This is a genomic window from Streptomyces venezuelae (assembly GCF_008642375.1).
In the GTDB taxonomy this organism is placed as follows: Bacteria; Actinomycetota; Actinomycetes; order Streptomycetales; family Streptomycetaceae; genus Streptomyces; species Streptomyces venezuelae_G.
This window is the reverse complement of sequence record NZ_CP029194.1, coordinates 3,053,244-3,076,698: the sequence shown is the minus strand read 5'-3', so window position 1 is coordinate 3,076,698 and position 23,455 is coordinate 3,053,244. Positions and strand designations below refer to the sequence as shown.

General features: G+C 70.8%; 17 protein-coding genes. 10 read left to right on the top strand and 7 right to left on the bottom strand.

Annotated elements, in window-relative coordinates:
* The first annotated feature begins 175 nt into the window (after positions 1-175).
* The 6 genes from DEJ46_RS13610 (at position 176) to DEJ46_RS13585 (ending at position 7,017) form a co-directional block, all read left to right on the top strand.
* Positions 176-928: a GntR family transcriptional regulator gene (locus DEJ46_RS13610; protein WP_150266428.1), complete on the top strand. Its 753-nt coding sequence runs from the start codon at positions 176-178 to the stop codon at positions 926-928.
* A gap of 204 nt (positions 929-1,132) precedes the next feature.
* Entirely contained in the window at positions 1,133-2,890 is a 1,758-nt protein-coding gene (locus DEJ46_RS13605; RefSeq protein ID WP_150266426.1) for a purine-cytosine permease family protein, read from the top strand.
* A 155-nt stretch (positions 2,891-3,045) separates the two neighbouring features.
* On the top strand, positions 3,046-3,225 hold the full coding sequence (locus DEJ46_RS13600; RefSeq protein WP_150266424.1) for an SPOR domain-containing protein: 180 nt from the start codon (positions 3,046-3,048) through the stop codon (positions 3,223-3,225).
* Positions 3,226-3,265: 40 nt separating this feature from the next.
* Complete coding sequence (locus tag DEJ46_RS13595; RefSeq protein ID WP_150266422.1) at positions 3,266-3,739, top strand: (deoxy)nucleoside triphosphate pyrophosphohydrolase; 474 nt, start codon at positions 3,266-3,268, stop codon at positions 3,737-3,739.
* Positions 3,740-3,882: 143 nt separating this feature from the next.
* A complete protein-coding gene (locus tag DEJ46_RS13590; protein ID WP_150266420.1) occupies positions 3,883-4,305 on the top strand; it encodes an ATP-binding protein in 423 nt (140 codons plus the stop codon).
* Positions 4,306-4,449: 144 nt separating this feature from the next.
* Positions 4,450-7,017, top strand: coding sequence for a SpoIIE family protein phosphatase (locus DEJ46_RS13585; protein ID WP_150266418.1), 2,568 nt, complete (start codon positions 4,450-4,452; stop codon positions 7,015-7,017).
* 23 nt (positions 7,018-7,040) lie between these two features.
* Here DEJ46_RS13585 and DEJ46_RS13580 read toward each other — a convergent pair whose 3' ends face one another.
* Together DEJ46_RS13580 and DEJ46_RS13575 are read right to left on the bottom strand one after the other, a co-directional pair.
* Complete coding sequence (locus DEJ46_RS13580; RefSeq protein ID WP_150266417.1) at positions 7,041-7,748, bottom strand: PspA/IM30 family protein; 708 nt, start codon at positions 7,746-7,748, stop codon at positions 7,041-7,043.
* A gap of 62 nt (positions 7,749-7,810) precedes the next feature.
* Positions 7,811-9,928 carry a TPM domain-containing protein gene (locus DEJ46_RS13575; protein ID WP_150266415.1) on the bottom strand — a complete coding sequence of 706 codons (2,118 nt, stop codon included), beginning with the start codon at positions 9,926-9,928 and terminating at the stop codon, positions 7,811-7,813.
* Between the two features lie 201 nt (positions 9,929-10,129).
* On the opposite strand from DEJ46_RS13575, the gene DEJ46_RS13570 reads away from it, so the two are divergent.
* Positions 10,130-11,149, top strand: coding sequence for a hypothetical protein (locus DEJ46_RS13570; protein WP_223834610.1), 1,020 nt, complete (start codon positions 10,130-10,132; stop codon positions 11,147-11,149).
* Between the two features lie 508 nt (positions 11,150-11,657).
* Here the strand turns inward: DEJ46_RS13570 and DEJ46_RS13560 are convergent.
* From DEJ46_RS13560 to DEJ46_RS13545, 4 genes are read right to left on the bottom strand one after another with little or no spacing between them, the layout of a single operon-like run.
* Entirely contained in the window at positions 11,658-12,434 is a 777-nt protein-coding gene (locus DEJ46_RS13560; RefSeq protein WP_150266413.1) for a succinate dehydrogenase/fumarate reductase iron-sulfur subunit, read from the bottom strand.
* Positions 12,431-14,326 carry a fumarate reductase/succinate dehydrogenase flavoprotein subunit gene (locus tag DEJ46_RS13555; RefSeq protein ID WP_150266412.1) on the bottom strand — a complete coding sequence of 632 codons (1,896 nt, stop codon included), beginning with the start codon at positions 14,324-14,326 and terminating at the stop codon, positions 12,431-12,433. The genes DEJ46_RS13560 and DEJ46_RS13555 overlap by 4 nt, the downstream gene beginning before the upstream one ends.
* Before the next feature lie 17 nt (positions 14,327-14,343).
* The gene (locus tag DEJ46_RS13550; RefSeq protein ID WP_150266410.1) at positions 14,344-15,174 is read right to left on the bottom strand and encodes a hypothetical protein; all 831 of its coding nucleotides are present in this window, start codon (positions 15,172-15,174) and stop codon (positions 14,344-14,346) included.
* Positions 15,175-15,190: 16 nt separating this feature from the next.
* Positions 15,191-15,418 (bottom strand): hypothetical protein, encoded by a 228-nt coding sequence (locus DEJ46_RS13545; RefSeq protein WP_150266408.1) that lies wholly within the window; start codon positions 15,416-15,418, stop codon positions 15,191-15,193.
* Positions 15,419-15,668: 250 nt separating this feature from the next.
* Between DEJ46_RS13545 and DEJ46_RS13540 the strand changes: the two genes are divergently transcribed.
* On the top strand, positions 15,669-18,086 hold the full coding sequence (locus DEJ46_RS13540; RefSeq protein WP_150266406.1) for an ABC transporter family substrate-binding protein: 2,418 nt from the start codon (positions 15,669-15,671) through the stop codon (positions 18,084-18,086).
* A gap of 314 nt (positions 18,087-18,400) precedes the next feature.
* The gene (typA, locus tag DEJ46_RS13535) at positions 18,401-20,302 is read left to right on the top strand and encodes a translational GTPase TypA (RefSeq protein ID WP_150266404.1); all 1,902 of its coding nucleotides are present in this window, start codon (positions 18,401-18,403) and stop codon (positions 20,300-20,302) included.
* 277 nt (positions 20,303-20,579) lie between these two features.
* Here the strand turns inward: typA and DEJ46_RS13530 are convergent, their stop codons facing one another.
* Entirely contained in the window at positions 20,580-21,164 is a 585-nt protein-coding gene (locus tag DEJ46_RS13530) for a hypothetical protein (RefSeq protein ID WP_150266402.1), read from the bottom strand.
* Positions 21,165-21,809: 645 nt separating this feature from the next.
* Between DEJ46_RS13530 and DEJ46_RS13525 the strand changes: the two genes are divergently transcribed.
* On the top strand, positions 21,810-23,450 hold the full coding sequence (locus tag DEJ46_RS13525; RefSeq protein ID WP_150266400.1) for an ABC transporter substrate-binding protein: 1,641 nt from the start codon (positions 21,810-21,812) through the stop codon (positions 23,448-23,450).
* Positions 23,451-23,455 lie beyond the last annotated feature (5 nt).

Below are 23,455 nucleotides of genomic sequence, written 5' to 3'. Positions count from 1 at the left end.
CGGAGGCATGAGCGGGGTGCGGTGCCGCCCGAACTCCGCCTACTCCCGGTGACCGCGGGTAGCAAGCCCTGCGACCGGCGCGTCATCACTTCGAGTGAAACTTTGGCCCATGCTTGCGAATCGCGACCCTCGGTTGTCAGGCTGTAGCTGTCAGTCAACCTGAGGGGAGTGTCCAGTGACATTCGGTGAGCAGCCCGCCTACTTGCGCGTGGCGAGCGATCTGCGGGAGAAGATCGCCAACGGCTCGCTTCCGCCGCACACCCGTCTCCCGTCGCAGGCACGCATCCGCGAGGAGTACGGGGTCTCGGACACCGTCGCGCTGGAGGCCCGCAAGGTGCTCATGGCCGAGGGGCTCGTGGAGGGCCGGTCCGGCTCGGGGACCTATGTGCGGGAGCGCCCGGTGCCGCGCCGGATCGCCCGCTCCGGCTACCGCCCGGCGTCCGGCGCCACGCCGTTCCGGCAGGAGCAGGCCGCCGAAGGGGCCCGGGGGACCTGGGAGTCGAGCAGCGAGCAGGAGCCGGCGAGCGCCGAGGTCGCCGCCCGGCTCGACATCGAGCCGGGGGAGCGCGTGATGCGCACGCGGTACGTGTACCGGGACGGGGGCGAGGCCATGATGGTCTCCACCTCCTGGGAGCCCCTCGCGGTCACCGGCCGGACGCCGGTGATGCTGCCGGAGGAGGGTCCGCTGGGCGGCTGCGGAGTCGTCGAGCGGATGGCGGCCATCGACGTGGTCGTGGACAACGTGGTCGAGGAGGTCGGCGCCCGCCCCGGCCTCGCCGAGGAGCTCCTCGCGCTCGGCGGGGTGCCGGGCCATGTGGTCATGGTCGTCGAGCGGACGTACTACGCCTCGGGGCGGGCCGTCGAGACGGCGGACGTCGTGGTCCCGGCCGACCGCTACCGCATTTCGTACCATCTGCCGGTCCGGTGATCCGGCGCGCCGTGCTCCCGCCCCCGGCCCCGGGGGCGCGTGCCGACCGATGAGCGGGCCCGGCTGTCCGGGCGGCGTGACCGCGAGTTAACGGTGCGTCAGGCCGCGTAACCGTCCGGCAATCGAGGGCTGCGGCAAGTCGTCACGCCCGGCTCCTACCTTCCTGCTCCGTACCCGCGATCCGGTCGGACGACAGGAACCCTCATGACGGACACGATCACCACACCCACCCCGGAGCCGGGTGGGGGTACCTCCCGGGCCCTTGAGGCACCGGGGGAGGCCGCGCCGCCGCCCGGGCCCCGCCGCAGCTACGCCAAGCTGGCCGCGGACGAGAGCCGCGAGGACTACTCGCTGCGCTACGCACCGCATTCCTTCCGGCGCTGGTCGCCCGGCACGGTGGCCGGCACCGCCCTCGGCGGCATCGCCTACCTCGCCGACTTCGCGATCGGCGCCTCGATCGTCTTCACCTACGGCTTCGGCAGCGGCCTCGCCTCGATCCTCACCGCCGCCGCGATCATCTTCCTCACCGGCATCCCCATCGCCCGCGCCTGCGCGAAGTACGGCCTGGACATGGACCTGATCACCCGGGGCGCCGGCTTCGGCTACTTCGGCTCCACTCTGACCTCCCTGATCTACGCCTCCTTCACCTTCATCTTCTTCGCGCTCGAAGGCTCGATCATGGCTCAGGCCATGCACCAGGCCGTCGGCCTCCCGGTCGAGATCGGCTACCTGGTCACGACGCTGATCGTCATCCCGATCGTCTTCCGCGGGATGGGCGCGCTGGCCAAGGTGCAGGCCTGGACACAGCCGATCTGGATCATCGGCATGGTGCTGCCCTTCGTCGTCCTGGCCTTCGAGGCCCCCGACGCCTGGGGCGCCTTCGGCTCCTTCGGCGGTACGGAGGGGGCCGGCGCGGGCTTCTCCTGGATCGGCTTCGGCCTCGGCACGGGCGTCGCGCTCTCGCTGATCGCCCAGATCGGCGAGCAGGCCGACTATCTGCGCTTCATGCCCGCGAAGACGGCGGCCAACAAGCGCCGGTGGAACCTCGCCGTGCTCGCCGCCGGACCCGGCTGGGTCATCATCGGCGCGGCCAAGCAGCTCGGCGGCGCCTTCCTCGCCTTCGTCGCCCTGGAGGCCGTCGGCAGGACCCATGCCCTGGAGCCGATCGCCCCGCAGATCGAGGCGCTCAAGCCCTGGCTCGGCACGTTCGCGCTGCCCGCCGCCGCTCTCTTCGTGATCGTCTCCCAGATCAAGATCAACGTCACCAACGCCTACAGCGGCTCGCTGTCCTGGTCGAACTTCTTCTCCCGTGTCACTCACCGCCACCCCGGCCGTGTCTGGTACATCTTCCTCAACCTCTCCATCGCGCTGACGCTGATGGAGATGAACATGTTCGCGGCCCTCAACAAGCTGCTCGGGTTCTACTCCAACGTCGGCATCGCCTGGATCGTCGCCGTCGCCGCCGACCTCGTCATCAACAAGCGCGCCGGCTGGAGCCCCCCGTACATCGAGTTCAAACGCGCCTACCTGTACGCCGTGAACCCGGCCGGCTTCGGGGCCATGGTCATCGCCTCGGTCGTCTCGATCCTCGCCTTCTTCGGTCTCTTCGGTATGTACGCGGAGGCGTTCTCCACGTTCATCGCGGCCGGTCTCGCCCTCGTCCTCTGCCCGCTGATCGCCTGGGCGACCAAGGGCCGCTACTACCTGGCCCGCCCGAACCCGGTGAACGGACCGGGGGTGGTGGTCGCCGACGAGCGGGCCACCCACACCTGCGCGGAGTGCGAGACGGCGTACGAGCTGCCCGACATCGCGGACTGCCCGGTGCGGTCCGGACCCGTCTGCTCCCTCTGCTGCTCGCTCGACGCCGAGTGCGGTGATGTCTGCCGCAAGGACCCCGCAGGAGCCGGAGCCCCCGTCCTGCTGCCGCTGCCGACCGTCCCCCCGGCCGCCCCTGGGGCGTGAGCTTCGGCCTCCCTCCGTCGGTTACCGGCCGATCCGTATCTCTTTGTGAAAAGACATATCCGCTGTGTGAAGGTCAGGCGTAAGCTCCGGCATATGCGGATTGCGGTTTCCCGGAGATCGTTGGAAGCGGCCGGACCGGCGGAGGGAGAAGCCTGATGAGTGACAGCGGCGCTGTTCTTCCCTGGCTTGTCATACGGCAGGACGACAACGGCAACCGCTACCGCGTGGGGCGGTACGCGACCAGGGACGAGGCCCAGAAGATCGCGGACAGCCTGGACGACCGCGGCCACAAGCAGCTCTACTGGGTCGAGCGGATCGGCACCCCGGCGCTCTGAGCCCGGCGCGTGCCGTCCGGCCCGGGCTACGCTCGCGGCCATGACGGAACGCAGCACCGACCCCACCGCGCCCCAGGAGCACCACCGCGGCACCGACCCCGGTGTCGTGGTCGTCGTCGCGGGGGCCGTGTACGACCGGGGGCGCCTGCTCGCCGCGCGCCGTAGCGCCCCCGCCGAGCTCGCCGGCCGCTGGGAACTCCCCGGCGGCAAGCTCGAACCGGGCGAAAGTCCTGAAGAGGCCCTGGTCAGGGAGTTGCGCGAGGAGCTCGGTGTCGAGGCCGAACCGGGCGAGCGCATCCCCGGCGAGTGGCCGCTGAAGCCCGGATACGTCCTGCGGGTGTGGACCGCCCGCCTGCTTTCCGGTGTGCCCCGCCCGCTGGAGGACCACGACGAACTGCGCTGGCTCTCCCGGCACGAGCTGGACTCGGTCGACTGGCTCGACCAGGACCGCCCGGCCGTCGCCGAGGCCGCGCTGCGGCTCCCGGAGGCTCCCGCCGACGGGGCGCGCGACTGAGTCTCTACGCCGTTCGTGCCACCGTGCGCCCATGGCTGCGCCCGACACGATATCCCGCACCAAATAGCGGGTATGTCCTGATTGATCCCCTGGAAGGGGACGTGGGCCTTCCTGCTGACGCACGGCTGGGGAAGTGATCGGGTGTGATCGACACCGACGGCGACTGTGCCGAGTGGACCTTCCCGGCAGAGGCCAATGCCGTGCGCACCGCCCGCCACGCGGTGCGCGAGACCCTGCGGGCCTGGGAGCTCGACGCGGCCCTCGGCGATGTGACCGTCCTGCTGGTCAGCGAGCTGGTGACCAACTCCCTGCGGTACGCCTCCGGACCGATCGGCGTCCGCCTGGTCCGCCCCCGCCTCGACGGCGCCGAGCCCGCCCCGCACTCCGCGCTGCTCGTGGAGGTTTCGGATCCACTTCCGGATCCCCCGACGGAGCGGCCCGCCGGACCGGAGGACGAGGGGGGCCGCGGACTCGGTCTGGTGGCCTGTTCCGCACGGCGCTGGGGGACCCGTAAAGGAAGGACGGGCAAAACCGTATGGTTCGAGCTGGCTCTCCCTGGTGAGTAAACAGGGTGGGACAACGATCACCGGCACTCGGCCCGAAGCGAACGAGACCACCCTGTGATCGTGAACGTCGTGCCGTCGGGGCCTGCCGTATTGAATACTGCGGGCATGGCCGGTCCGGTGCGGTGAGCTGGAGGGGACGGTCGCGTGAGCGAGATATCCGAGACGGCGAGCGGCTTCGTGTGGCAGAGCAGCCCGCCCGGCTCCATCTATGACTACATCCGGGTCGCATCCTTCTCGATCGGGCCCGACGGCCTCGTCGAGCAGTGGAGCAGGCGAGCCGTGGACCTCTTCGGTGTCACCGCCGAGGAGGCCAGGGGCAAGGACCCGGTCGAGGCCTTCATGCCCGCCGACCTGCGCGAGCGCGGGCACCGACGGGTCAAGGAGATCCTCGACGGCAAGGAATGGACGGGCCTCGTCCCCTTCCGGATGCCCGGCGAGGAGCAACCCCACGGCATCGCCGAGATGTACGTCATGCCGAGCGAGACCGAGTCCGGTGAACGGGCCGCGCTGTGCATCGTCGTCGACGTGCGCGCACTCCGCCGCATCGAGACCGACCTCGCGGCCTCCCAGGCGATTTTCGGCCAATCCCCCTTCGGCTTCCTCCTCTTCGGCACCGACCTCACCGTGAAGCGGGCCAACCAGCGCTTCGCCACCGTCTTCGGCGGCTCGGCCGACGACCACCGCGGCCGGACCGTCCACGACTACCTCGCCCGCTCCGAGGCCGACCGGATGACCGGCGCCCTCCGCCGGGTCCTGGAGACCGGGGAGTCCGTCACCGACCTCCAGATCGTCGGCGCCGCCCCCGGCGCCCGGGACCGCCGGCACTGGTCCATCAACCTCTACCGCGTCCACAGCGGCTCCGGCCGGCCGATCGGCGTCGCCGGCCTCGGCATCGACGTCACCCGCCGCCACAACGCCGCCCGCGAGGCCGCCAGCGCCCGCCGCAACCTCGCCCTCCTCAACGAGGCCGGTGCCCGCATCGGCAACTCCCTCGACCTGGAGGCCACCGCCCGCGAACTCCTCGACGTCGCCGTTCCCGGCTTCTGCGACCTCGCCTCCGTCGACCTCTACCAGGGCCTGCTGACCGGCGACGAGGCACCGCCGGGCCGCTGGGGCAGCTCCCACGACGTCGGCTACGGGGCGGGCAGTGCCGAACTCCGCAGGGTCGCCTTCGCCAGCGCCGTCGCCGACACCCCCCTCAGAACCGACGAGGGGCACGGGGCCGGCGGCGGCTGTTGCGGACCCGTACCGATCGAGGTCGGGGCCGTCCACCGCTACCCCTTCAACTCGCCGTGCGCCGGTGCGCTGCGGACGGGACGGATCCGGACGGTGCCGGGCACCGAGGGCGAACTCGCCCAGTCCACCCTGGTCGTCCCGATGGTCGCCCACGACACCGTCGTCGGCCTCGTCCAGTTCTCCCGGGCGAAGGGCAGCGAGCCCTTCGGGGAGCGCGACCGGGCCCTCGCCGTCGAACTCGCGGCCCGCGCCGCCGTCTGCATCGACAACGCCCGCCTCTACCGCCGCGAACACGAGCGGGCCCTCATCCTCCAGCGCAGCCTGCTCCCGCCCGGCGACCCCGAGGCCGCGGGACTCGACATCGCCTGCCGCTACCTCCCCGGCACCACCGCCACCGAGGTCGGCGGCGACTGGTTCGACGTCATCGAACTGCCCGGCCACCGCACCGCCCTCGTCATCGGGGACGTCATGGGCCGCGGCCTGCGCGCCGCCGTCGCCATGGGCGAACTGCGCACCGCCGTCCGCACCCTCGCCCAGCTCGACCTGGAACCCGCCGAGGTCCTCTCCCACCTCGACGAGATCGCCCGCGGCCTCGGCGCCCCCATCGGCACCCAGCAGTCCCGCACGCACAAGTCCCGGGGCCCGGAACTCTCCGAGGTCTACCTCGCCACCTGCGTCTACGCGGTCTACGACCCGGTCACCCGACGCTGCACCTTCGCCAACGCCGGCCACCTCCCGCCCGTGCTCGTCGAACCAGGCGAGGAGGCCCTGCTGCTCGACGTACCTCCCGGGATGCCGCTCGGCGTCGGCGGCGAACCCTTCGAGGAGGTCGAGGTCGAACTCCCCGAGGGCGCCCTCCTCGCCCTCTACACCGACGGGCTCGTCGAATCCCGCGACCACCCCCTGGACGAGGGGCTCAGCGCCTTCCGACGCGCCCTCACCGACCCCGCCCGCCCCCTCGAAGACGTCTGCGACCGGGTCCTGAACAGCCTCGACACCGGACACGGCGAGGACGACATCGCCCTCCTCATGGCCAGGATCCAGGGCCTGCCCAGCGAGGCCGTGGGCGACTGGTCGCTGCCCAGGGAACCCCGCTCGGTCGGCCGGGCCCGCGAACTGGCCCGCGCCCAGCTGAAGGCCTGGGACCTCGAACCGCTCGTCGACACCGTCGAACTCCTCGTCAGCGAACTCGTCACCAACGCGCTCCGCTACGGCGAGGGAGAGATACGGCTGCGCCTGCTGCGCGACCGCACCCTCGTCTGCGAGGTCTGGGACGCGGGCCTGGTCCAGCCCCGGCGCCGACGGGCCCGGGACACCGACGAGGGCGGCCGCGGCCTCCAGCTCGTCGGGCTGCTCAGCTCCTCCTGGGGGTCGCGCCGCACCCCGCGCGGCAAGACCGTCTGGTTCGAACTGGCCCTGCCCGACGGCGACGACGCGGGGGAACCCACGGTGGAACAGCTCCTCAGCATGTTCTGACCAGCGCGCGAGGAGACGCCCGATCAGCCCTTGAGCGCGGCCAGTCGGGCCTCGATCTCCGCGCTGTCGCCGAGCGCGTCCAGCTGCTCGAACTGGGCGTCCAGCGAGGAGGCGGCGAGCTCCTGCTTGCCCATCGCCTTCGCCTCCTCCCGGCGCACCTTGTCCTCGAAGCGGCTCAGCTCGCTCGTCGGGTCGAGGACGTCGATGCTCTTCACCGCGTCCATCATGCGGTTCTGCGCCTGCGCCGACTTGGCCCGCGCGACCAGTTCGTCGCGCTTCGCCCGGAGCTCGCCGAGCTTGGCCTTCATCTGGTCGAGACCCGCCCTGAGTTTGTCCACCACCTCGGTCTGCGAGGCGATCGTCGGCTCCGCCGTCCGCGCCTCCTTCTCCGACTGGAGCTGCCGGCCCAGCGCCACCTTCGCCAGATTGTCGAACCGGTCCGCCTCCGCCGCCTGCCCGCCGGCCCGCAGCTCGTCCCCCTTGCGGCTGGCGGTCAGCGCCTTGCCGCCCCACTCCTTCGCCGCCTCCACGTCCTCCTGGTGGTCCTGCTCCATCAGCCGGAGGTTGCCGATCGTCGCGGCCACCGCCTCCTCGGCCTCCGAGATGTTGCTCGAGTAGTCGCGGATCAGCTGGTCCAGCATCTTCTGCGGATCCTCCGCCTGGTCCAGCAGCGCGTTGATGTTGGCCTTCGCCAGCTGGGTGACCCGGCCGAGAATGGTCTGCTTGCTCATGGCACTTCTCCTTGAGAGGGACAGAGAGAGGGACAGAAAACGGGACGCGGAACGTGCGGTCCTCAGAACCGGCCGCCTCCGCCCAGCCGGCCGCGCGTGCCGCTGCCGCCGAAGCTGCCGGGCCCGCCGCCGAAACCTCCGCCCCCGAAACCCCCGCCACCCCGCCCCGAACCGCCACCGAAGCCCCCATGTCCGCCTCCCCTTCCCCCGCCGAACAGTCCGCCGAGGATGATGCCGCCGAGCACGGCCCCGCCGAGCCCGCCGCCACCACTTCCTCCCACCCCTGTTACACCGCCCAGGCCGTTCGGGTTCCCATACGTCCGGACGTCCTGCTCGGCGAGCTCCTGCGCACGCCGGGCCAGCGCGTCCGCCCGCTGGGCCTCCGCGAGGGCGGCCTGCGGGTCCTCGGCACCGGCGAGGACCCGCGCCTTCTCCCAGTGGCGCTGGGCCTCGGCCAGGCGCGTACGGGCCTCGGAGCCCACGGCGCCCCGATGCGTGGTGATGTAGTCGGCGGCCGCTCCGATCGTCGACCGGGCCGTCAGCATCGCCTGATCGAGGAGCGCGCGGGCGCGCCGAGTGCCCGACTCGCGCTCGCGTGCGCCCTCCAACGACTCGTCGAGGGCCGCATCGGCCTCCTGGACCCGGCGCAGCGCGTCGATCGGGTCGTACCGCCCGGCCTCCACCCCGCGCCGCACCTCGGCGACCACCGACTCGGCCCGGGCGATCCGGCCCTGGAGGTCGGCGGTGGAGACCCCTTCGGCGGTGCCCTTCAACAGGCCGCGGGCATCCGCGAGATCCGCGTCCGTCTCGGACAGCGCGCCCGGCAGCTTGCCCACCGCCTCGGCCAGCTCCTGCGCCCGTCGGTCCACGGCCTCGACGAGCCGGGCCGCCTGGTCCACCGCGCCCTCGGCCGCCCGGATGTGCACCGCGGCCCCGCCGTTGTCTCCCGCGTCGATCTGCTGGCGCGCCTGGTTGATGTGGGTCGTCGCGAACACGAGCCGGTCCTTCGCCTGCTCGATGTCGCCCGCGACCGGGGCCGCGGCCGAGTCCGCGTACCGCTCGCGCATCGCGGTCAGCGCCGCCTCGGCCAGGCCCATGCGCCCGGTCCGCTCGCGGAAGGCGGCCTCGACCGTGGCCAGCGCCTCGGGAGCGGTCCGCTCCAGATCCCGGAGCCGGTCGAAGGCCTCGCTCTCGGCGTCGAGCCGGGCGTCCGCCTCACCGCAGCGCCGGAGGATCTCGTCGAGCATGCCCCGGCGGGTCTGGTCGTCCTCGGGAAAGGAGTCGTCGAGCTTCTGCCGCAGCCGGAACGAAGCCGTCAGCTGCTCCTTGGCGAAGGCGACCGCCTCGGTGAAGGGCCGGACCGCCTCCTCGCCGAACTGGGCGGTCGCGAAGCCGAGCTCCTCCTTGCTGGTGCGGACCGCGTCGTCGGTGGCGACCAGCGTCAGCCGCGCCTGCCCGTCGAGTTCCTCCAGGGACGGCGGCGCGGGCTCCCTCGGCCGCCCCCAGCCCTGACCGCCCTGCGGAGTCGTGCGGGTCTCGGCCCGCTTGCGCCGCTTGGTGTACGCGTAGGCCGCCACGGCACCCGCGCCGCCGACCAGCACCACCGGCAGGACCAGATCGGTGGCCGAGGTGCCCTGGTCGGCCGGGCCGCCGGGGTCGGCGGGCCCGGGGGTGATGTCAGGAACGGGGACGGGCAGGCCGGCGAGGACGGCGCCGTAGCCGTCGGCCGCGCCGATGGCGGCGCCCGCCCAGTCGTTCTGCCGCAGGGCCGGTTCGATCGCGGTCCTGGCCACGTCGTCCAACTGGTCCTGGGTGAAGCGTGAGGCCGGGTCGGCCGAGTAGCCGTACTGCCGGTCGTGGGTGGCGACGGCGAGCAGCAGGTCCTCGACGCCGAGACCGTTGCGCTCCGCGGTGGCGTCGGCCCAGCTCTGCGCCGGGCTCCCGGAGAAGTCCCGTACGTACACGACGAAGAGCTGCACGCGCCGGTCGTCGTAGAGGCGGTCGAGGGCCTGGACCACGGAGGCGCGGCGATCGCCGAGTGCCCCCACGCGGTCGGTGATCTGCCCCTCGCGGGACAGGACGACGGGGTCGTCGGCGTGGGCACCGTGAACGGCGGGCACGAGGAGCCACCACGCCGCCACCAGTACCGCGAGAAGGGCTCGGGTGGCTATTCGCGTCACAAAGGGGAGGTTATGTCCCGCTATGCAGCTCCGCGACCGGGCCGACGGGGCCGAACGGACCGACAGGGCCGACCGGCCGACGGGGCCGAACGGACCGATGCCATCCGGAAACCGTTCGAAGCCGTCCGGCGTCACTGTCTGTGGTCGCCTCTACGGTGGCAACAGCGGCATGAGTGATACGACGGCTCTTGGGGGGCTCGCGTGAACGGACGGTTGAAGGGCATCTGGAGGCGGGGACGCTGGTTCGTCCTCGGGCTCGTCCTGGTGCTCGTCGTGCCCCTGGTCACGGGAGCGGTCGCGCTGCGCCTCAACTTCACGGGCGACGTCAGGGAGGACGCGCGGACCCGGGGCAAGGACGCCATCTGGCTCGGCCACGCCTGGGTCGACGGACGGAAGAAGGACGCCGACCTCGCGGCCTTCGCGACCCGGATCAAGGGCACCGGCATCCGCGACCTGTACGTCCACGCCGGACCGCTGCGGCACGACGGCACCCTGCCGGCGGCCAAGTACCCCCGGGCGAAGTGGCTGATAGACGCGGTGCACCGCACGATGCCCGGCATACGCGTGCAGGCGTGGCTGGGCGACGTCCTCGTCACCGAGGGGTCGAACGGACTGCGCCTGGACAAGGCCGGGTCCCGGGCGGCCGTGGTCACCTCGGCCCGGCAGATCCTGGACGCCGGCTTCGACGGGGTCCACTTCGACCTGGAGCCGCTGCTCTCCGACGACGCGAACTACCTGTCGCTCCTCGACGACCTGGGGGAGCTGACCCGCGCCCGGAAGGTGCCGCTCTCGGTCGCCGCCCACCAGATCGACCCGGTACCCGCCGCCCACTCGGTGAACAGCGTGATCACCGGCAAGGAGAAGTGGTGGTCGCAGGAGTTCTTCGGGCAGGTGGCCCGCCGCGTGGACCAGATCGCCGTCATGTCGTACGACACCTGGATGCCGCTGGAAGGCCTGTACGGCGGCTACGTCGCCCAGCAGACGAGCCTCGCCCTCGAGGTGACGCCCGAATCCACCGACCTGCTGATGGGGCTCCCCTTCTTCCACGAGGACGACCTCGGCCACCACGAGAACGCGGAGACCGTCGCCGCCGCGATCCGCGGCACGCGACTCGGCCTCGGGCGCACGGACCACGACCGTCAGCGGTTCGGTGTCGCGCTGTACGTCGACTTCGCCGCGGAGGAAGGGGACTGGACGGCCTACCGGGAGGGCTGGCACTGACCCGCCCCCGGGCGCGCACGGCGCCTCCCCGAGGAGGAGGATGAGGCCGTCGGCCCGTTGTGCGGCCGCGCCCAGGGGGGAGTGCGTCATGACCAGCCGCCTGCTGATGCCCGTCAGGACCGCCGGTGCGGGCAGGGGCCCCGGCCTCACGCCAGAGTCCACCGGGTCCACCGGGTCCACCCGGCCCACGCCGATCCTGGACCTGGAGCACCCGCGGGTCGTCGCCTTCGTGGCGAGGGTCCTCCGGGAGGCGGACGAGCGGGGCGCGGTCACGGCGCGCGACCGGCTCCGGACGGCCCACGGGATCATCGTCCCGACCGTCAGGCCGGTGTACTCCGTGGAGGACCGGCGCCGCGTGTCCCGGACGCTGCGGCTCGGCCGCGGCTCGTGCAGCCTTCGACTCGCGCGACGAGCTGTTCACGCGCCACGGCCAGACGCTGTGCCGCCCCGCCCGCACCCTCGCCGAACCCGTACTCGGCCGATGGAGCGCGGGCGCGGTGGCCTGACGTCAGGGCCTTCGCCGCCTGATCGTGTTGCCCAGCCACACCAGCGGGTCGTACTTCCGGTCCACGACCCGCTCCTTCAGCGGGATCAGCGCGTTGTCGGTGATCCGGATGGACTCCGGACACACCTCCGTGCAGCACTTGGTGATGTTGCAGTAGCCGAGCCCGTGCTCCTCCTGCGCGCTCCGCCGCCGGTCGATGCCCGCTTCCTCCGCCGCGTCCAGCGGGTGCATGTCGAGCTCCGCGACCCGCATGAGGAAGCGGGGCCCGGCGAAGGCCTCCTTGTTCTCCTCGTGGTCACGCACCACGTGGCAGGTGTCCTGGCACAGGAAGCACTCGATGCACTTCCTGAACTCCTGTGAGCGGTCCACGTCCTCCTGCCGCATCCGGTACTCGCCGGGCCCGACCCCGGGCGGCGGCACGAAGGCCGGGATCTCCCGCGCCTTCGTGTAGTTGAAGGAGACGTCCGTGACCAGGTCGCGGACGATCGGGAAGGCACGCATCGGGGTCACGGTGATCACCTCGTCCCGAGCGAAGACCGACATCCGGGTCATGCAGAGCAGCCGGGGCCGGCCGTTGATCTCGGCCGAGCACGAACCGCACTTGCCCGCCTTGCAGTTCCAGCGCACGGCGAGGTCCGGCGCCTGGGTGGCCTGGAGGCGGTGGACGACGTCGAGGACGACCTCCCCGTCGTGCACCTCGACCGTGTAGTCGGTCAGTCCGCCGCCGTCGGTGTCGCCCCGCCACACCCGGAACCGCGCGTCGTACGTACTCGTACTCATCGGCCCAGCTCCCCTTCCAGCTCCGCGTCCGCGAGGTACTTCGCCAGCTCCTCCTGCTCGAAGAGGGCGAGCAGGTCCGCCCGGATCGGCTCGGTGCGGACGCGTTCGAGCCCGATGCCCTCGCCCTCGGCGTGGCACAGCAGGTTCACCGGGCGCCACTCCCGCACCATCGCGGGGTGGTCCTCCCGGGTGTGCCCGCCCCGGGACTCGGTGCGCTCCAGGGCGGCCCGGGCCACGCACTCGCCGACGAGGAGCATGTTCCGCAGGTCGAGGGCGAGGTGCCAGCCCGGATTGAACTGCCGGTGCCCCTCGACGGCGATCCGCCGTGCCCGCTCCCGCAGGGCGGCGATCCGCTCCAGGGCCTCGGCCATCTCGCCCTCCCGCCTGATGATCCCGACGAGGTCGTTCATCGTCTGCTGGAGCTCCTGGTGGAGGGTGTACGGGTTCTCCGGCGTGCCGCCCGACGGCCCGCCGAACGGCGCGAGGGCCTCCGCCGCCGCGGCCTCGATGTCGTCCGCCACGACACTGGAGCCGGCCCCGGACACCGCGTACTGCGCCGCGTAGAGCCCGGCCCGCCGGCCGAAGACGAGCAGGTCGGAGAGCGAGTTGCCGCCGAGCCGGTTGGAGCCGTGCATGCCGCCCGCCACCTCGCCGGCCGCGAAGAGCCCCGGCACGCCGACCGTGGCCGCCGTCTCGGAGTCGACCGCCACACCGCCCATCACGTAGTGGCAGGTCGGCCCGACCTCCATGGCCTCCGCCGTGATGTCGACATCGGCCAGCTCCTTGAACTGGTGGTACATCGAGGGCAGCCGCCGCCGGATCACCTCGGCCGGCATCCGCGTCGACACGTCGAGGAACACCCCGCCGTGCGGCGAGCCGCGGCCCGCCTTCACCTCGGAGTTGATGGCCCGCGCCACCTCGTCACGGGGCAGCAGCTCGGGCGGGCGCCGGTTGTTGTCCGGGTCCTCGTACCAGCGGTCGCCCTCCTCCTCCGTCTGCGCGTACTTCTCCTTGAAGACGTCGGGGACGTAGTCGAACATGAACCGCCGGCCCTCGGAGTTCCGCAGCACCCCGCCGTCGCCGCGTACGGACTCGGTGACGAGGATCCCCTTCACCGACGGCGGCCAGACCATCCCCGTCGGATGGAACTGCACGAACTCCATGTTCACCAGCGGCGCGCCCGCGAGCAGGGCCAGCGCGTGGCCGTCGCCCGTGTACTCCCAGGAGTTCGAGGTCACCTTGAAGGACTTGCCGATGCCGCCGGTCGCGAGGACGACCGAGGGCGCCTCCAGGACGAGGAAGCGGCCGCTCTCGCGCTCGTAGCAGAAGACCCCGGCGACCTGGCCGTCCGCGCCCTTCAGGATCCGGGTGACGGTGAACTCCTGGAAGACCTTCAGCCGCGCCTCGTGGTCGCCGGTCTCGCGGTGGTCCTCCTGCTGGAGGCCGACGATCCGCTGCTGGAGGGTCCGGATGAGTTCGAGGCCGGTCCGGTCGCCGACGTGCGCGAGCCGCGGGTACTCGTGCCCGCCGAAGTTGCGCTGCGAGATCCGGCCGTCCGCGGTCCGGTCGAAGAGCGCGCCCCAGGTCTCCAGCTCCCAGACCCGGTCCGGAGCCTCCTGGGCGTGCAGCTCGGCCATCCGCCACTGGTTGAGGAACTTCCCGCCGCGCATGGTGTCGCGGAAGTGCGTCTTCCAGTCGTCGTGCTCGTTGGCGTTGGCCATGGAGGCGGCGATTCCGCCCTCGGCCATGACGGTGTGGGCCTTGCCGAAGAGGGATTTGCAGATCACGGCGGTACGGGCGCCCGCCCGGCGCGCCTCGATCGCGGCCCGCAGCCCGGCCCCGCCGGCCCCGACCACGACCACGTCCCACTGCTGTCGTTCCACCACTGCCATCTCAGAAGAACCTCACGTCAGAAGAACCTCGGGTCGTCGAAGGTGCCGGTCGCGAGCAGGTACACGTACAGGTCACACACGGCGACGCTGATCAGCGAGGCCCACGCGAGCTGCATGTGCCGCCGGTTCAGCCGTCCGGTCCAGGTCCACAGCCGGTAGCGGACGGGGTGCTTCGAGAAGTGCCGCAGCCGGCCGCCGACGACGTGCCGGCAGGAGTGGCAGGACAGGGTGTACGCCCAGATGAGCGCGATGTTCACGAGGAAGATCAGCGTCCCGAGCCCGGCGTGCCCCCAGGCGTACGAGGCGTCGCGGAAGGTCAGCACGGTGTCGTACGTGAGGATGCCGGCGACCGGCACCGCCGCGTAGAAGAAGTACCGGTGGAGGTTCTGCAGGAGCAGCGGGAAGCGGGTCTCGCCCGTGTACGTCCGGTGCGGCTCGGCGACCGCGCAGGCCGGGGGAGACGCCCAGAAGCCCCGGTAGTACGCCTTGCGGTAGTAGTAGCAGGTCAGCCGGAAGCCGAGCGGGAAGATCAGGATCAGCAGGGCGGGGGAGAGGCCCCACCAGCTGCCGAAGATCTCCCAGTTCGGCCCGCCCTTCATGGGGACGCAGTTCGACGCCAGACAGGGCGAGTAGAACGGCGAGACGTAGGGGGCCGCGTAGTAGTCGGCGGCGGCGAAGGCCCGCCAGGTCGAGTACGCGACGAAGGCGAGCAGTCCGGCGGCGGTGGCGGCCGGCGAGAGCCACCACCGGTCGGTCCGTAGATGGCGGGCGGCGATGGCGGCGCGCCCCGGGGAGCGCACCCCCGTCGCAGATCTGTGGCTCGTCGGGGGTTCTGTACCTGTGGCCAACAGGGCCTCCTCGGCTCTACGGCGCGTGGCGGTCGCGTGCTCCCAGTCCCTCGTCGTCGGTGTCCGTCCACAGCCCGGAGTCGTACGGGGTGTCGGGGATGGTCACCAGGCTCTCGGAGCGGTCCCCGGACGGCGGCCGGGGCGCGCCCCGCTCCGTCCCGACGCGGCGTTCCAGCTCTTCGACCGTGCTCTCCAGGTCTTGCAGGCGACGCTTGACGGCCGCCAGATCGTCCTGAACGGACATGGTTGCCCTCACTTCCGCGAGCGCGGGTCACACGCGAGTGTCGCGCGTCACATCCCGCTTGTGAAGCCGTGCGTACGTGATTCCACTCGTCCGGAGCGCCCCGGTCTCCGGCGGGTTGGGCCGCACGAGTGGGGTTTCCCGGACGTGCCGCCGTGTCGCCGTGGCCGGATCCGCTCCGTCCTTTTCAGTGTATGAGCAATAGGTCTGATCATCTCCAAATGGAATAAATCTGGACGAAGGGGTACAAGTCATGTCCCAGTTCGGCGCCCCTCGCGGGAGGACATGCTCCAGGAGCCCCCGCTCCCGCACGCTCCGCTCCGTCGCCACCCTCACCAGTGCGGTCCTCGCCGTCACCGTGCTCGCCGGCTGCAGCTCCGACGGGGCCGACGAGGCCCCGGCCGCCGCGCAGGACAACGCCCCCGCGGCACGCGACAAGGTGGCCGACGGGGGCACCCTCCGCTGGGCCGTCGACGCGCTGCCCACCACCCTGAACACCTTCCAGGCCGACGCCGACGGCACCACGGCCCGCATCGCCGGGGCCGTGCTCCCCTCCCTCTACACGCTCGACGGGCGGGGCCGGCCGCAGCTGAACCCGGACTACCTGGAGTCCGCGCAGGTCGTCGAGACCGAGCCCAAGCAGGTCGTCCTCTACAAGCTGCACCAGCAGGCGGTGTGGAGCGACGGGCGCGAGATCGGGGCCCCCGACTTCGTGGCCCAGTGGCGGGCGCTGAGCGGCCGCGACACCGCGTACTGGACCGCCCGCAACTCCGGCTACGAGCGGATCGAGAAGATCGAGCGGGGCAAGGACGACCTGGAGGTACGGGTCACCTTCTCCAAGCCCTACGCCGACTGGAAGTCCCTCTTCACCCCGCTCTACCCCAAGCAGGTCATGGGGTCCCCGAACTCCTTCAACGACGGGGCGCGCACCACCCTCAAAGCCACTGCAGGACCGTTTCTGCTGAAGACGATCGACCGCAAGAGCGGCGACGTCACCCTGGCCCGCAACCCCCGCTGGTGGGGTCAGTCCGCCAAGCTCGACAGCCTCGTCCTCAAGGCCGTCCCCCGCGCCGACCGGGCCACCGCCCTCGCCGCGGGCAAGCTCGACCTGGCCGAGATCGACCGCTCCACGGCCGAGCGGATCGCCCTCGCGCTCAAGGACGCACGCGCGGGCAGGAACGGCGCGCAGGCGGCCCTCGCCCACGGCCCCGGCTCGGCGATCACCCCCTCCAAGGCCCTGAAGTCCTGGGCCCTCGCCCACGGCTCCGACGAGGAGAAGGCGGAGGAGGTCCAGGCCGCCCGCCAGAAGAACCAGCAGGCCGTCACCCGGTACGCGAAGGAGCAGGACGTCCTCGCCGGCTTCGTCGTCCGCAAGTCCCTGGAGCCCGCCTACACCCAGCTGTCGCTGAACGGCGAGTCCGGCGCGCTCGCCGACGAGCGGGTACGCCGGGCCGTGGCCCGCGCCATCGACCGCCAGGAACTGGCCGAATCCGTACTCAAGCCCCTCGGCCTCCCGGCGACGCCCCCCGGCAGCCACCTGGCCCTCGCCGGGCAGGCGGCGTACGCGGACAGCAGCGACGCGCTCGGCGACCAGGACACCAAGGAGGCGCGGGCACTCCTCGCCGACGCGGGCTGGGTCCCGGGCGGGGCGGTCAAGAAGCCGGCCGGCGCGAAGGACGGTGCCGAGGCCGGGAGCGAGGCGGAGAAGGACAAGAAGGGGAACAAGGAGAGCAAGGGGAAGGAGAAGGAGAAGGGGCAGTCCGGCGCGAAGGCCGACACCTCCTCCACCGACGCCAAGAAGAAGGCGGACACCGCGTCCGACGAGGGCCTCTACATCGTCGGCGACGACAAGCCGGGCGCCCGCAAGGCCCTCCCCGCCCCCGTCATCGGCGCCGCCGGCCCCGAGAACGGCACCGACATCCTCGCCCCGGCCCCCGCCGCCGCCCGCCAGAGCGCCGCGCTCCTCGCCCGCGCCGAGGCGCTCGACACCGGCACGGGACCCGGCCGCGCCGCCCACTCGGTCACCAAGCCGGACCGGGGAGTGGCCGGGGCCTACGCCCCGCGCGGCACCGCGGCCCCCGTCACCGCGCCCGAGGCGTCCCAGGTCCTCGGCAAGGACGGCAAGGCGCTCAGCCTCCGCTTCGTCCTGCCCTCCGGGCCCGGCTCGGAGTCGCTGCGCGCCGTCGGCGACCGGATCGTCCGGATGCTCGACGCGGTGGGGATCCGTACGCAGGTCACCAAGGTCGCGGACGACAGCTTCTTCAAGGACCACGTCGCCGCGGGCGAATACGACCTGGCGCTCTACTCCTGGCCGGCCTCCGCCTTCCCGGCGACCGACGCCCGGCCCATCTTCGCCAAGCCCGAGCCCGCCTCGGACGGCTCGCTGCTCGTCGAGCAGAACTACTCGCGGGTCGGCACCGACCGCATCGACCAGCTCTTCGACCAGGCGGCCGGGACGCTCGACGAGGAGGAGGCCCGCGAGCTCGTCCGCCAGGCCGACGCCCGGATCTGGGCCGCGGCCGGTTCCATCCCGCTCTACCAGCGTCCGCAGCTCGTCGCGGCGAAGGCGGAGATCGTGAACGCGGGAGCCTGGGGCCTCGCCGCACCCCGCTACGAGGACATCGGCTTCAAGAAGCCCGAATCCTCCAACGGAGCAGAGCGAAACCGCTGAAAGCTCCAAAGGCACCGAAACCGCTGGTCACAACCTCAGAAGCAGCTCAATTTCCTTGCCCGCCGGTGATCCCGGCGGGCAGGATCGCGTCGGCCGCGTGACCCGGCCAGTCCACTGTCCTACCGAGGTGCCCGGGGCGTCCCCCACGCCACCGGGCACACACCGAAAGTTCCCAGTAGACCCTCTCGGATCCGGGCGGGGAAGCCCCTTGCGCGGCTGCCCCGTACCATAGGACATAGCCGTGGCGCGTCCGCCCGGCGGGCGTAAGAGGAATTGACGCCGCATCCCACGATCCGAGAGAAGCGCAAGCACCCATGCCCACGCGCCACGACATCCGTAACGTCGCCATCGTCGCCCACGTCGACCATGGCAAGACGACCATCGTCGACGCCATGCTCAAGCAGGCCGGTGCCTTCGCCGCCCACCAGCAGCTCGACGACCGCATGATGGACTCGAACGACCTGGAGCGTGAGAAGGGCATCACGATCCTCGCCAAGAACACGGCGGTGAAGTATCACCCCAAGGACGGCGGGGCCCCGATCACGATCAACATCATCGACACCCCCGGCCACGCCGACTTCGGTGGCGAGGTCGAGCGCGGTCTGTCGATGGTCGACGCGGTCGTCCTCCTCGTGGACGCCTCCGAGGGTCCGCTCCCGCAGACCCGCTTCGTGCTGCGCAAGGCGCTCCAGCAGCGCAAGCCCGTCATCCTCTGCATCAACAAGACGGACCGCCCGGACTCCCGGATCGACGAGGTCGTCAACGAGACCTACGACCTCTTCCTCGACCTGGACGCGGACGAGGACCAGATCGAGTTCCCGATCGTCTACGCCTGCGGCCGTGACGGCATCGCCTCGCTGACCAAGCCGGAGAACGGTACCGTTCCCGCGGACAGCGACAACCTGGAGCCGTTCTTCTCCGCGATCCTGGAGCACGTCCCGGCCCCGGTGTACGACGAGGAGGCGCCGCTCCAGGCCCACGTCACCAACCTGGACGCCGACAACTTCCTCGGCCGTATCGCGCTCCTCCGCGTCGAGCAGGGCGAGCTGCGCAAGGGCCAGACGGTCGCGTGGATCAAGCGTGACGGCACGATCTCCAACGTCCGCATCACCGAGCTGATGATGACCGAGGCGCTCACCCGCAAGCCGGCCGAGGTCGCGGGCCCCGGTGACATCTGCGCCGTCGCCGGCATCCCCGACATCATGATCGGCGAGACCCTGGCCGACCCGGAGAACCCGATCGCGCTTCCGCTGATCACGGTCGACCAGCCGGCCATCTCCATGACCATCGGCACCAACACCTCGCCGCTCGTCGGCCGCGGTGGCACGGGCAAGGGCGCGGACGCCAAGGCCGCGGTCAAGAACCGCAAGGTCACCGCCCGCCAGGTCAAGGACCGTCTGGACCGCGAGCTGATCGGTAACGTCTCGCTCCGCGTCCTCGACACCGAGCGCCCGGACGCCTGGGAGGTCCAGGGCCGTGGTGAGCTCGCGCTCGCCATCCTGGTCGAGCAGATGCGCCGCGAGGGCTTCGAGCTGACCATCGGCAAGCCGCAGGTCGTCACCAAGCTCGTCGACGGCAAGGTCCACGAGCCCGTCGAGCGCCTCACGGTCGACGTCCCCGAGGAGCACATGGGCGCCGTCACGCAGCTCATGGGCGTCCGCAAGGGCCGCATGGACAACATGTCGAACCACGGCTCCGGCTGGGTCCGCATGGAGTTCGTCGTTCCGTCCCGTGGCCTCATCGGCTTCCGTACGGAGTTCCTGACCAACACCCGCGGTACGGGCATCGCCCACTCGATCCACGAGGGTCACGAGCCCTGGTTCGGCACGCTGACGACCCGTAACAACGGTTCGCTGGTCGCCGACCGCGCCGGTGCCGTCACCGCCTTCGCGATGACGAACCTCCAGGAGCGCGGCGTCCTGTTCACCGACCCCGGCACCGAGGTGTACGAGGGCATGATCGTCGGCGAGAACTCCCGCTCCGACGACATGGACGTGAACATCACCAAGGAGAAGAAGCTCACCAACATGCGCTCCTCCTCGGCCGACTCCTTCGAGGCGATCGTCCCGCCGCGGAAGCTCTCCCTGGAGCAGTCCCTGGAGTTCTGCCGCGACGACGAGTGCGTCGAGGTGACCCCGGAGGCCGTGCGTATCCGCAAGGTCATCCTCGACCAGAACGCGCGTGGTCGTGCGACCTCCCGCGCCAAGAACGCCTGATCCGGCCCACCAGCCGGTGAAGCCGCCTCTGCGGGATCTCCCGTAGGGGCGGCGCCCTGAGCGTCCACGCCGAACGCCCGGCCGGAGATTCCCGGCCGGGCGTTCGGCGTGCGTGCTGATGTGCTCATGTGCCTACGTGCTCATGTGCTGACGTGCGTGCGGCGAGGCGTCCCCCGCCTTGTGGTGCTGTGCTTTCCCCCTGCCGGTGGTGCATCCCCCTGTCGCCGGATGGTCGGTCCGGCTCGACGCGTCGGGTGGTCGGCCCGGCGCGCCGTGGTCAGCAGTAGCGCTTGGCGTACGCGGCGAGGCTGCCGGCCGGGACGGTGGTGCCGCACTTGAGGCCGCCCTCGGTGGCCACGGTGAAGCTGATCGCCTTGCCGTAGTTACCGGTGTTCACCCAGCGGGTGCCGCGGTCGCAGCGGAACTGGGTGTAGTAGCCCTGGGTCTTGACGGTGCCCGCGTACAGGACGTACTTGCCGCGGGAGGACAGCCGGTGAGTGATGGACTCGGCCGTGGTCTTGGTCTTCGACCCCTCGGCCTTCAGCTCGAGGCCGACCTTGCCGCTGAGGCTGGCCATCGCGACGCTGCCGCTGACCTCGACACCGGAGGTGGCGGTGACGGAGGCCGTGATGCTGGTGACGGACGAGGCGCTGACGGTCTTGGTCACGACGCCGCCGGTGTAGTGCTCGATGGCCTTGCGGTGGGTGACGACCGGCGCCTTGCTGACGGTGGACCACGTGTACTTGATGGATCCCGGGCTGCACATCATCTCGGCGGCCTGCGCGTTGCCGGCGGGCAGCAGGGCCAGCGTGGCCGCCGACAGACAGGTGGTGACGAGGCCCGCCGTGAACTTGTTGCGCATGATGTTCCCCTCGTGTAGTGCCGCCCCGTCGGAGCGGCTGTGCGACCCGTGGTCAGCGGGTCGGAGGGGAGTCTTGCGGCTCGACCGAGACATAGGACACAGTTTTGAGCAACTTCTGAGCTTCGCAGGCGTGTTGGGGAGTTGCCGTGGCCCGGCGTGGGCAAGCATGGGGCCGGGATCACCGGCCCGGGGGAGCCGGGACCGACGGCTCGGGGGAGCCGGGACCGACGGCTCGGGAGGCTGGGAGCGACGGCCCTGGAGGCTGGGAGCGACGGCCCTGGAGGCCGGGATCGATCGCCCGGCCGAGTCAAACCGATTTCCCTGCGAGACGTCCGGATTTCGAACGTCGCTCTCCGGTACGTGTGTTAACAGTCCGTTTCGGGTGTGTCTGTCTGTGCTCGCTTTGTCCGGATTTCGGTCACCCACGGCTTGGTGATGTTGTCAAACCGAGACCACTTAAGTGTGGTTTACAGCCCGGACGTACTTAATAGTTGGCTCCATTGAGCTCGGGTCAATGGGTCACGCACTGTGGGGAGTGCCGACTCACGAGCACACTCGGGGCACTGGAGTCCCGGACCGTCAGGGGTGTCGGTCCGCTCCGTAAGCCCCTCTCGTAGTGACAAGTGGACTCATGAGGAGGAACCCATGCGTGGTGCCAAGAGCGCCAAGTGGGTAGCGGGCGCGATCGTCGTCGCCCTGGCAGCAACCGCCTGTGGCGGCAAGGACAAGGCGGAGGAGGGTGAGGGCAAGGCCAAGGCCGGCGGCGCGGTGAGCGTCGGTATCTCCGAGCCGAAGCGCCTCATCCCGCAGACGACGACCGAGTCCGAGGGCTCGCAGGTGCTGGACGCGCTGTTCCGTCCGCTCGTCAGCTACGACGCCAAGAACCAGCCGGTCGAGGACGCGGCGGAGTCGGTCACCACGACCGACAACCTGACGTGGACCATCAAGATCAAGCCGGGCCAGAAGTTCCACGACGGCACCCCGGTGACCGCCAAGAGCTACGTCCAGGGCTGGAACTGGGGCGCCTACGGCCCGAACGCGGCCGACGGCAACTACTTCTTCGCCACCATTGACGGCTACGACGCCCTCAACCCGGCGGACCCGGACGGCGAGGAGGGCCCGAAGAAGGCCCCCGAGCCGACCGCCAAGGAGCTCTCGGGTCTGAAGGTCGTCGACGAGACCACCTTCACGGTCAAGCTGGCGAAGCCCTTCGCCGACTACAAGACCGTCCTCGGCTACACCGTGTTCTACCCGCTGCCGGACGCCGCGATCGCCAACATCAAGGCGTACGAGCAGGCTCCGATCGGCCAGGGTGCCTTCAAGATCGAGGGCAAGTGGGACCACAACAAGTCGATCAAGGTCGTCAAGAACCCTGACTACACGGGCACCAACAAGCCGCTCGTGGACTCGGTGACGTACAAGATCTACCAGAAGCAGGAGACGATGTATAAGGACGTCGTCGCCGGCGCCCTGGACGTCATCCCGCAGGTTCCGAGCTCCGAGCTCGCGAACGCCCCGAAGCAGTTCGGTGAGCGCTTCAAGTCCTCCCCGGCCTCGACCTTCCAGTTCGTGTCGTTCCCGACGTACGACAAGAAGTACTCGAAGCCCGAGGTCCGCAAGGCGATCTCGATGGCCATCGACCGCGAAGAGATCACCAAGGTGATCCTCAACGACTCGCAGTCCCCGGCCCGTTCGTTCGTCTCCCCGGTCGTCGGCGGCTACCGCGACAACACCTGCGGTGACTCCTGCAAGTTCGACCCGGCGGCTGCCAAGGCTCTCCTCGCGAAGGCCGGCGGCATCGAGGGCAACAAGATCAACATCGGCTACAACGGCGATGGCGGTCACAAGGAGTGGGTGGACGCCACCTGCAACCAGGTCAAGAAGAACCTCGGCGTCGAGTGCGTCGGCCAGGCCGTCCCGCAGTTCGCCGAGCTGCTGACCCAGGTCGAGCAGAAGAAGTTCTCCGGCATGTTCCGCATGGGCTGGATCATGGACTACCCGTCCATGGAGAACTACCTCGGCCCGCTGTTCACCACCGGTGGTTCCTCGAACTACTACGGCTACAGCAACAAGAAGTTCGACAAGCTGGTCGAGGACGGCCGCGCCGCGAAGACGTCCGCCGAGGCCATCAAGCTGTGGCAGCAGGCCGAGGACGTCCTCGTCCAGGACATGCCCGTGATCCCGCTCCGCTTCGGCAAGAACGTGTTCGCGCACAGCAAGAACGTGTCGAACGTCGAGATGGACCTCTTCAACCGGGTCGACGTCACCAAGATCTCCAAGGCCTAACGGCC

Bases quoted from the DNA above. Each gene is read 5' to 3' on its own strand.
- DEJ46_RS13600 (WP_150266424.1), top strand. From the start codon at position 3,046: ATGAGTGACAGCGGCGCTGTTCTTCCCTGGCTTGTCATACGGCAGGAC.
- DEJ46_RS13595 (WP_150266422.1), top strand. From the start codon at position 3,266: ATGACGGAACGCAGCACCGACCCCACCGCGCCCCAGGAGCACCACCGC.
- DEJ46_RS13545 (WP_150266408.1), bottom strand. From the start codon at position 15,418: ATGTCCGTTCAGGACGATCTGGCGGCCGTCAAGCGTCGCCTGCAAGAC.
- DEJ46_RS13560 (WP_150266413.1), bottom strand. From the start codon at position 12,434: ATGAGTACGAGTACGTACGACGCGCGGTTCCGGGTGTGGCGGGGCGAC.
- DEJ46_RS13540 (WP_150266406.1), top strand. From the start codon at position 15,669: ATGTCCCAGTTCGGCGCCCCTCGCGGGAGGACATGCTCCAGGAGCCCC.
- typA (WP_150266404.1), top strand. From the start codon at position 18,401: ATGCCCACGCGCCACGACATCCGTAACGTCGCCATCGTCGCCCACGTC.
- DEJ46_RS13580 (WP_150266417.1), bottom strand. From the start codon at position 7,748: ATGAGCAAGCAGACCATTCTCGGCCGGGTCACCCAGCTGGCGAAGGCC.
- DEJ46_RS13555 (WP_150266412.1), bottom strand. From the start codon at position 14,326: ATGGCAGTGGTGGAACGACAGCAGTGGGACGTGGTCGTGGTCGGGGCC.
- DEJ46_RS13525 (WP_150266400.1), top strand. From the start codon at position 21,810: ATGCGTGGTGCCAAGAGCGCCAAGTGGGTAGCGGGCGCGATCGTCGTC.
- DEJ46_RS13530 (WP_150266402.1), bottom strand. From the start codon at position 21,164: ATGCGCAACAAGTTCACGGCGGGCCTCGTCACCACCTGTCTGTCGGCG.
- DEJ46_RS13605 (WP_150266426.1), top strand. From the start codon at position 1,133: ATGACGGACACGATCACCACACCCACCCCGGAGCCGGGTGGGGGTACC.